Origin of the sequence: Microbulbifer epialgicus (assembly GCF_041447265.1) — a bacterium.
In the GTDB taxonomy this organism is placed as follows: Bacteria; Pseudomonadota; Gammaproteobacteria; order Pseudomonadales; family Cellvibrionaceae; genus Microbulbifer; species Microbulbifer epialgicus.
In genome coordinates this window covers 1-8,000 of sequence record NZ_JBGMEK010000122.1, presented here as the reverse complement: position 1 = coordinate 8,000, position 8,000 = coordinate 1, and the positions used below count along the sequence as shown (strand labels likewise).

Annotated in this window: 7 protein-coding genes; 1 reads left to right on the top strand and 6 read right to left on the bottom strand. The window is 52.7% G+C overall.

Annotated elements, in window-relative coordinates; genetic code table 11:
- Nucleotides 1-84: 84 nt before the first annotated feature.
- The 4 genes from ACCI49_RS22595 to tnpA form a co-directional block, all read right to left on the bottom strand.
- The gene (locus ACCI49_RS22595; RefSeq protein WP_371841496.1) at nt 85-468 is read right to left on the bottom strand and encodes a TIR domain-containing protein; all 384 of its coding nucleotides are present in this window, start codon (nt 466-468) and stop codon (nt 85-87) included.
- A gap of 23 nt (nt 469-491) precedes the next feature.
- Nucleotides 492-899 carry a hypothetical protein gene (locus ACCI49_RS22590; RefSeq protein ID WP_371841495.1) on the bottom strand — a complete coding sequence of 136 codons (408 nt, stop codon included), beginning with the start codon at nt 897-899 and terminating at the stop codon, nt 492-494.
- Nucleotides 900-1,270: 371 nt separating this feature from the next.
- Nucleotides 1,271-1,738, bottom strand: a complete 468-nt coding sequence (locus tag ACCI49_RS22585) for a DUF1203 domain-containing protein (RefSeq protein WP_371841494.1) — start codon at nt 1,736-1,738, stop codon at nt 1,271-1,273.
- A gap of 448 nt (nt 1,739-2,186) precedes the next feature.
- The gene (gene tnpA, locus ACCI49_RS22580; protein ID WP_371841493.1) at nt 2,187-2,375 is read right to left on the bottom strand and encodes an IS66 family insertion sequence element accessory protein TnpA; all 189 of its coding nucleotides are present in this window, start codon (nt 2,373-2,375) and stop codon (nt 2,187-2,189) included.
- A gap of 34 nt (nt 2,376-2,409) precedes the next feature.
- Between tnpA and ACCI49_RS22575 the strand changes: the two genes are divergently transcribed.
- Nucleotides 2,410-2,691, top strand: a complete 282-nt coding sequence (locus ACCI49_RS22575) for a site-specific integrase (RefSeq protein WP_371841492.1) — start codon at nt 2,410-2,412, stop codon at nt 2,689-2,691.
- A gap of 182 nt (nt 2,692-2,873) precedes the next feature.
- On the opposite strand, the gene ACCI49_RS22570 is transcribed toward ACCI49_RS22575, so the two are convergent.
- Both ACCI49_RS22570 and ACCI49_RS22565 read right to left on the bottom strand, forming a co-directional pair.
- On the bottom strand, nt 2,874-3,098 hold the full coding sequence (locus ACCI49_RS22570; RefSeq protein WP_371841491.1) for an MbtH family protein: 225 nt from the start codon (nt 3,096-3,098) through the stop codon (nt 2,874-2,876).
- A 236-nt stretch (nt 3,099-3,334) separates the two neighbouring features.
- The gene (locus ACCI49_RS22565) at nt 3,335-7,963 is read right to left on the bottom strand and encodes a non-ribosomal peptide synthetase (RefSeq protein ID WP_371841497.1); all 4,629 of its coding nucleotides are present in this window, start codon (nt 7,961-7,963) and stop codon (nt 3,335-3,337) included.
- Nucleotides 7,964-8,000 lie beyond the last annotated feature (37 nt).

Below are 8,000 nucleotides of genomic sequence, written 5' to 3'. Positions count from 1 at the left end.
TTAGGCACCTTCATCAAAACTGGTAAACCCCTCTTTTTCAAGAGGATGTGTCAGATTTGGTCTGAACTAATCCACCTATGCCCTTCAAGAGCCTGCCCATGGGCAGGTATCGAATGGATTCTTTCCTAAAGTTTTGGTTTGTTTATCTTTTCCTTTAATGCCATTAATATGAGCACCGCAAAGACTATTTCCTTTTCTGTAGCTCTTCAGTATTTCATATCTTACCCATGGCCTGAGATATGTTGATGTACCGATAAGCACGCAAGTTGAAGTTGTTCCCGCAACACCATTATTGATAAGTCTCTTCAAAGCGATACTACCGGTCTTACGGGCCTCTTCCCAAATTGATGCATCATAAAACCCTGCACTCTCTCTGTCCGATTTCGTTAGCCAGTGGTTTCTTACGACATTAGCTCTAAAATCAATTACGTCTTTGTAGTGAAAACTGAAGAAAACTCTTTTTGCCATATTATATTCTTCTAAATGTAAGATTAGGGTTGTTTACCGGCCATCCAGTCTTTAATGTCTACCCACTCGCTTATATTTCTATGAATGTAAAAATCATCATTTGTGAGGTCGAAATAAGGGTATAAGCCCAAATATTCTCTGCCTTCAAAATTTTCACCATCATCCATGATTGGCGCGACTGCAACTTTCCCTTTTTTAGCATCCATATAACCAAGCTCCCAAGGCATCCAAAGAGAACCAGAAGCAGATTGTGATGTTAAGTAAATTAATGATGAGCATCGATCCATGCGACTCCTTAACGTTGAAGCTGTTTCTGTAGTCACCCTTCCTCTATCAAGGTGATTGTCTTCTATCCAATCTATATAGACCTTGAAACCTTTCGTAAGCGGTACATGAACCACATTATTCAACTTGCTTTGGCAGACTGGCATGATGCTCCCTCCATCAACTTCGGTTCGTTATTCCCGCTAATCACAAATGGTTTAGAAATCTTGCAATTGCCTCCATTGTGGCCGACGCAATGGAGGCCCTAAAAATGTCTTTTCCCAAGCCCAGTGTGGATATCAATGAAATAAAAAGAAAATATCATAAGCTGGATGACCTAGAGGAAAAAGAGGGGCTCTTAGATGATCCAAAGGAGCATAAGAAAAACTAGCTACCTCTCCTAAGTTCTAATCTTCGATAATTTTTTCACTTAAAATATAACAATAACTATCAGTGGAACCGCCGGATTGTGAGGGCTGTATCCCAGCGATCAGCAGAGTTTTTCAGAAGCCCAACAGGCAGTCCCCAATGGTGCACCTTACGCTCGGTAGACGACGCAATTGAAGCACCCAGGAAGCGCATTGTGAATATGAATATAATCCACCTTCCCTAAGGAAAATTGCTTTTCGAGCACACCCTCAAGCTCCGCTCCCTGAGCAACCTCAGCAGTCTCCATTACCCCCTCGCAACTATAAGCGCGAATTGAAAGTAGCCTGTGTCGCAGCATCAGTGGAACTTCATTAGTATCTAATTTCGCGGGTTCGGCATGCTCCCGAATAAAGATAGGGCCTGAAGCACGATAAAAGGATGAAGTATTATGATGGCTATAGGGTAGGCAGAGTACCCTCTCACCTGCTTTGGCATCCACAAGGGACACCCTGCAGGGATAACCGGGGCTCGCATCTACAAGCTTCCAGCAAGCATTTTTTTCTTTCAACTGAGTTTCTGGAAGCATCAATAAATGGTAAAAATTTAGCGGGTTAATGCCTTGTATTTGAAATGCCATGCTAACTGCAACCTGATTGATCAAGAAGAAACAATCATAACTTCACAGCACACCGAGTATCGGTCATTTTCGGAAGTGTAAATTTGAGCAAAGTTGATATAGAGGTCCGACCGGTAAAAGCGTTGAATTTAGCCACTAAGGCTTTAACTCATTGATATTACTAATCTTTTACTCGATTTTTAGCTCAAACCCCATTGGCTTAACTTTCCGTGCCAAATTGAGTTCAAAGCTACCCAAACGCCCCAGGTGATCAGTATGGTACGGCGAAAATTTAGCCATTTGTTCGTAAGCGATTTCATCAGATCAGATCGTAGGTGAGAATTGTATTTAAAGTACCAGGATAGCACCGCTGAATGCCAAGTCATGGAAGGCTTAAAGGCTTATGGCATCAATAGATAAATATAGCTGCTCAGCGGACATCCGCCTTCTTGCGACCAGCATCGCTATATCATGCGGCTGCGGCCATCCCAACTTTCTCAAGCTGGATATTCCAGGGTAGCAGTGCCTCATAATCCTCAACACACTGACAGTATAGAAGCTGGCTGTAGTTTAGGTTGTGCTTACGAGTATAGGCGCGCTTGGACTGAGAGCTTTTCTCGTAGGCCCTGACATGACTTTTCCACTGTTGTTGATTCATGGGGCTTTTCTCCGAAGTTGATGGAGGGGGTATCATGGCAGCCTGTCAGAGCAAGTTGAATAATGTGGTTCATGTACCGCTTACTTACCAACGTATGGTTGAGAAAGGTCTAGGTGAAGATGCAGAAGACCTGAAGGTAGCTACGGTGCACTGGCTGCAGCATACAGTGATCTCCGAAGATGTGAAATACCGCCCGCGAGAACATTTCCGTGATGACGCTGGTCACTCAAGTATGGCAACGACCGACCGGTATATTGATTCTGATATGCGTGAGAGACATGAAAGTGGGCGTAATAAGCGAGTTAAAGTAATATAACCGCCCTACTCTATATTTATCGAAAGCCACATATTTCATTACGACTTTCAAACATATAGATTTAAAAGAAGTTATCACGCGCAATCATCATTAACAATTTATTTGGAATAGCCACTTGCAAATAAGCAAGTGGCTGTTTTGAGGAAAATTCTAATGAACAAGTAAAGTTCAGGTCAGCCTTTCTACTGCCAGTTACTAGCCTCGTCCTGAGCCCGAATCAAACTTGCAGGTCGCATATCAACCCAGTTTTTCTCTATATAGCTGACACAATCCTGACGTTGCTCAGGACCATAAACGATGCGCCAACCTTCCGGGACGTCCGCGAACTCAGGCCACAAGGAATGCTGGTTTTCATCGTTTACTAGCACAAGGAAAATGCCATCTGCCTCGTCAAAGGGATTACTCATATCATGCTCCTTTTTTTAATAATTCGCGCTGAAAGTATTGTCTGCAAAAAATACGCAATGAGATCAAGACGAACGGCGCCAACGCAAAAACGCCAATCGAAATATTCCAAATGTGTGCCACCCTTTTACTGCCTCGGAAATACTTTGGAACTAGCAGCTGCTAATGCCTAGGCGGCCTTAATATGTGCGAGTTAAAAAATCTAAATTAAGCCCATAACACATGATTATTTGTATCTTCACAATCCGTATCGCTGCGCAAGCAAGTGCCCGATAACAGAGAGAAATTGTGGGTGTGCCATCTCGTCGTGCCTGCATTCGACCATGTGCTCACTGATGGTACCGCTAACGTACTGGTGGAATTCGGCAACACCGGGGGAACCCGATGATCGACTCTTGCCGGCCGTGAAATACACCAAGTCGCCATCGAAACTGCTTCCGGGAAAGTAGCGACCAAGCATCGCCACGTCATTGCTGGTAGCACTGACAAAGCGTTCTAGTTGTGCCGCATCGAAGCCGGAATAGATGCTGTACTTCAGCAGCTCAGCGGCGCGGGCGTAGTCGAGATCCTGCGCCTCAAATTGAGCGACATCACAGCCGGAATGGAGCAGAAACTCTCGTAGAATCCGATTCGGCGATTTCGCATTCGCCTCGTGGTCGTAGCCCGGATAGGCCGCCAGCAAGTAGCTGTCGAGCAATACCAGCCGTTCGACGCGCTCTCCTGCCGAACGCAATCGCAGTGCAATCTCGAAGGCAACCACACCGCCATACGACCAGCCGAGAAGGTGGTATGGGCCTTGCGGCTGGATCTTGCGAATATTCGCCAGGCAGGCTTCCGCAACTTCTTCAAGCCGCGTAGGCAACACTTGATGTTCAATCAGCGCGCTACCTTGCAGCGCATAGATGGGCCGTCTCCGATCCAGATGCCGGGATAAGCCGGTATACCACCACCCCAACCCACCGGCCGGGTGAACGCAAAACAGTGGCGGCAAATCACCCGCAGAGCGGATGGGTAAAACTGGCTCCAGGCCAGACAGTTTTTGTAACGGCTTTGCCAACCGCCTGCAGAGCGCCGCCACCGTGGGTGCTTCGAATAGGGTGCGAGCAGACAGCTCCACACCCAACACATTACGGATGCGTGTAATAAGACGAGGAACCAGCAGTGAGTGTCCACCCAGCGCAAAGAAATCATCTTCGACACCCACCTGGTCGAGTTCCAGGATCTCGCCAAACAACTCGCATAGTGCCTGTTCCTGTGGTGAGCCTGCTGGACGCAAGTGCGCGTCGTCGATCGGCGGCAACGCCTTGCGATCAATTTTGCCATTGGGGAGCAACGGCAATACCGGAAGTATCTTGAATGCCGAAGGCAGCATATGTGCGGGCAGATGTGCTGCGAGCCTTTCGCGCAGGCAATCCGTATCGACCGATGTCCACGCAGATGCGACACAATACGCGGCTAGCCGTTGCTGTCCAGACCGCACATCCGACAAGCACACTACAGCCTGTTCGATAGTATCGTCTTCCCGCAGCAGCGCTTCGATTTCACCGCATTCGATTCGGAAACCGCGGATTTTGACTTGTTGATCTGCACGACCGAGATATTCCAGAATACCGCTTTCACGCCACTGGGCCAGATCCCCACTGCGGTACATGCGCGCTCCGGGTTCAAATGGATTGGCGATGAAGCGCTCAGCAGTCAGCGCGGCGCGGTGAAAATAACCACGTGCCAGCCCCTCACCCGCTACGTACAATTCACCAGGTACGCCGGGCGGCACCGGTCGCAGGAATGGGTCGAGCACATAGGCGTGCATATTGTCGATCAGGCGTCCCAGTGGTACGCCGTGCGCGCCCTCTTCCCGCGCCTGGGTCTCGTGGCAGGTTGCATCCCAGAACTCCGAGGTGCCGTAAATATTGAACAAGCGGGCGTGCGGCAAGTGATCGTGAAACTGCTCCACGAGGTCGTTCGTCAAGGTTTCGCCGCTGCAAGACCAGTAAGTGAGTTTTGGAAGCCGTTCGCTCAGAACCGCTTCGCTCTCTAGCAGCGCGCGCAGCAGCGACGGTACCAGCACGATCCGGCTTGCACCAGTAGCGGCCAGCGCATCAATCATTTTGTCGGGGTCGCTAGCGGCTTCTCGCGGCAGGATCGACACACGCTGCCCCCTTATCAAGGGCATGAAAACTTCCCACAGCATGTCGATAAAATTCGGCGTTGTTTTTTGTGCATAGCAGGCGTCGCCATCACCATGCTCCAAATCCCATTGCAGGCGTGCAGCGACCAGCCGATGACTGCCCATAACTGCCTTCGGGCGACCTGTTGATCCAGAGGTATACAGCAAGTAAGCCAGCTGATCGGGATGGGGACTGCACATAGAGCCCGGGGTGTGCGGATCGTCAACGTCGGGGGCTACGGTGGGCACGTAGACATCCGGCAGCTTACGGACTTGCGCCGGTTGTGCAACGATGGCCACCGGGCGCGCGTCTGCAAGCATGTAGTGCAGTCGTTCAAGCGGGTAATCCGGATCCAGTGGCAAGTAGGCGCCGCCTGCTCTGAGAATCCCCAATACGCCTACCACCATATCGGCCGAACGATCCGTGCAAAGGCCGACGATACTTTCCGGCCCAACGCCCATGACGTGCAACCGTCGCGCCAGCCCATCCGCGCGGCGGTCGAGCTCGCGGTAGCTGATTACTCCCTCCACATCTACCAATGCCACCGCCTCGGGCGTGCGCCACACCTGGGCGGCAAATAGGTCTACGAGCGTTGTTTCCGCACGCGGATTTGCGGTGCTATTCCAGTCCCTCACTACCAGTTGGCGGTCGGCGGCGGAGATGGGGTCGATCAAACCAATCCGGCATTCCGGGTGGAAGATGACGCTGTCGAGCACGCGTACAAAGCGGTCGACAATCCGTTCGATCTGCGCCCGGCTGAACAGTGGCGCTTGGTAGCTTATTTCCAACTGGAACGGTGCTCCAGGTACCACCGAAATGCCCAACGGGTAATGCGTTGCCGCAGCACCGTGGCTGCTGTGCAGCGAAACCTCGATCCCCTCTTCCGCGCCGTCCCCGGCAGTTTCCACGGTTACCGGATAGTTTTCATAAACCACCAGTGTGTCGAACAATTCACCCATGCCCAAGGCACGCTGTATATCTGCGAGACCGACATGCTGGTACTCCAGCTGGTCCGCCTGTTGTTTCTGCAGTTGTATCAACAGGTCACTTACTGATTCCCGCGGCTTTAGGCACAGCCGCACCGGCACGGTATTGATGAACAAACCCACCATATTTTCTATGCCGGCGATATCCGGCGGGCGCCCGGCGACGGTAGCGCCAAACACAACATCGTCGCGCCGTGTCAATTGCGCCAGCAATATTCCCCAGGCGGCTTGGACAAATATATTGGGAGTCAGTTGGCTATCGCGTGCCCGCTGCAGCATCGCCTCTCCCAGCGCAGCCGGCAGCGACACGCGATGCATTTCCGGGATCGCGCGCACCGTGCTGACCGGGGCCAGCCGAGTCGGTTCAGCGAGACCCTTCAAGGCCTCTTCCCACACCGCCAAACCATGCTCCCGATCCCGCTCGGCGACCCAGGCCAGGTAGTTCCTATAGGGAGTCACGCGCGGCAGCGCCGATAGATCGCCGCCGTTGCGATACAACTCGAACAGCTCTGCCTGGAGTATCGGTGACGACCAGCCATCCATCAGGATGTGGTGGCTGGTGAAGACAAAATGGTGGTTGAGCCTATCGCCGTCGCGTACCAGAAGGCAGCGCAATAGAGGGCCGCGCGAGAGTTCGAAACGCTGGCACTGATCGTCTGCCAGCAACGCGCGCAGCTCTGCGCGCCGCTGTTCCACGCTTCCCTGCAAGGTTACTTCGCGCCAAGGTACCTCTACCGCTTGCGGGATCGCCTGTACCGGCGAGGTCAGTCCATCGTGCACAAAACTCGCGCGCAGGTTGGCGTGCCGCTGTAATAGTAGGTCCACCGTATTGCGCAAGCGCGCCGCGTCCAGTTGGCCGCGCAGGGTGAAGACCATCTGCACCACGTAACTATCTGGCGATTCCTCATCGTAAAGGGTGTGGAACACAAAACCGTGTTGCAACGGTGACAACGGCAAAAGCTCCTGCAGCGGCCGCTGTGTCGCTTCAATCGCTTCTATCTGTGCCTGAGTCAGGTGTGTCAGTGGCGCGTCCGAAGGCGTCAGCAGCGTGCCATCACCGGCCGCAACGGTCGCGGCTAAACGCCGCAGCACCGCAAACCAACGCTGTGCCAGGTCGCGCAAACTCGCTTCATCCAATAGTTCTGCGCCCCAACTCCACTGCGCGTGTAGCGAGGGTCCCCCAGTAGCGTCTTCGGTGGTCGCATTCAGGGCCAGAGCATGGACCAGGGCACGCTCACCCTCGCTATCTGCACCGGCCACCGGTTCTCTGGCCATGCCCCAGGATTTACTGCTTTCCGCGCTATCTCCCACCGCGAAACGTCCGAGGTAGTTAAAGCCAATCTGTGGGACCGGTGCCCTGCCGAGTACGTCGACGCTCTCCTCGTCCAGGTAGCGCAACAGGCCGTAACCGACGCCCTGATCCGGCAGTTGCCGCAATTGTTCCTTGATGGTCTTGAGTGCCCGCTCCAGCTCCACGCCGCCGCGCATAGCGGCATCCACATCCACTTGATGCAGATCCAGTTGCAGAGGGAACTGGCTCGTGAACCAACCGACGGTGCGCGTAAGATCCGCGCCGTCTACCACGGCTTCGCGACCGTGGCCTTCGAGTTCCAGGCGAACCAGCCGATGGTCCCCCAGGCCACAATGGCGCCGCCAGTCCATCACCGCCAGGGCGAAGGCTGTCAGTAGTACATCGTTGATCCGGCCGTGAATACGCTCCGGTGCACGGGTCAGCAGTATGCGCGTGACG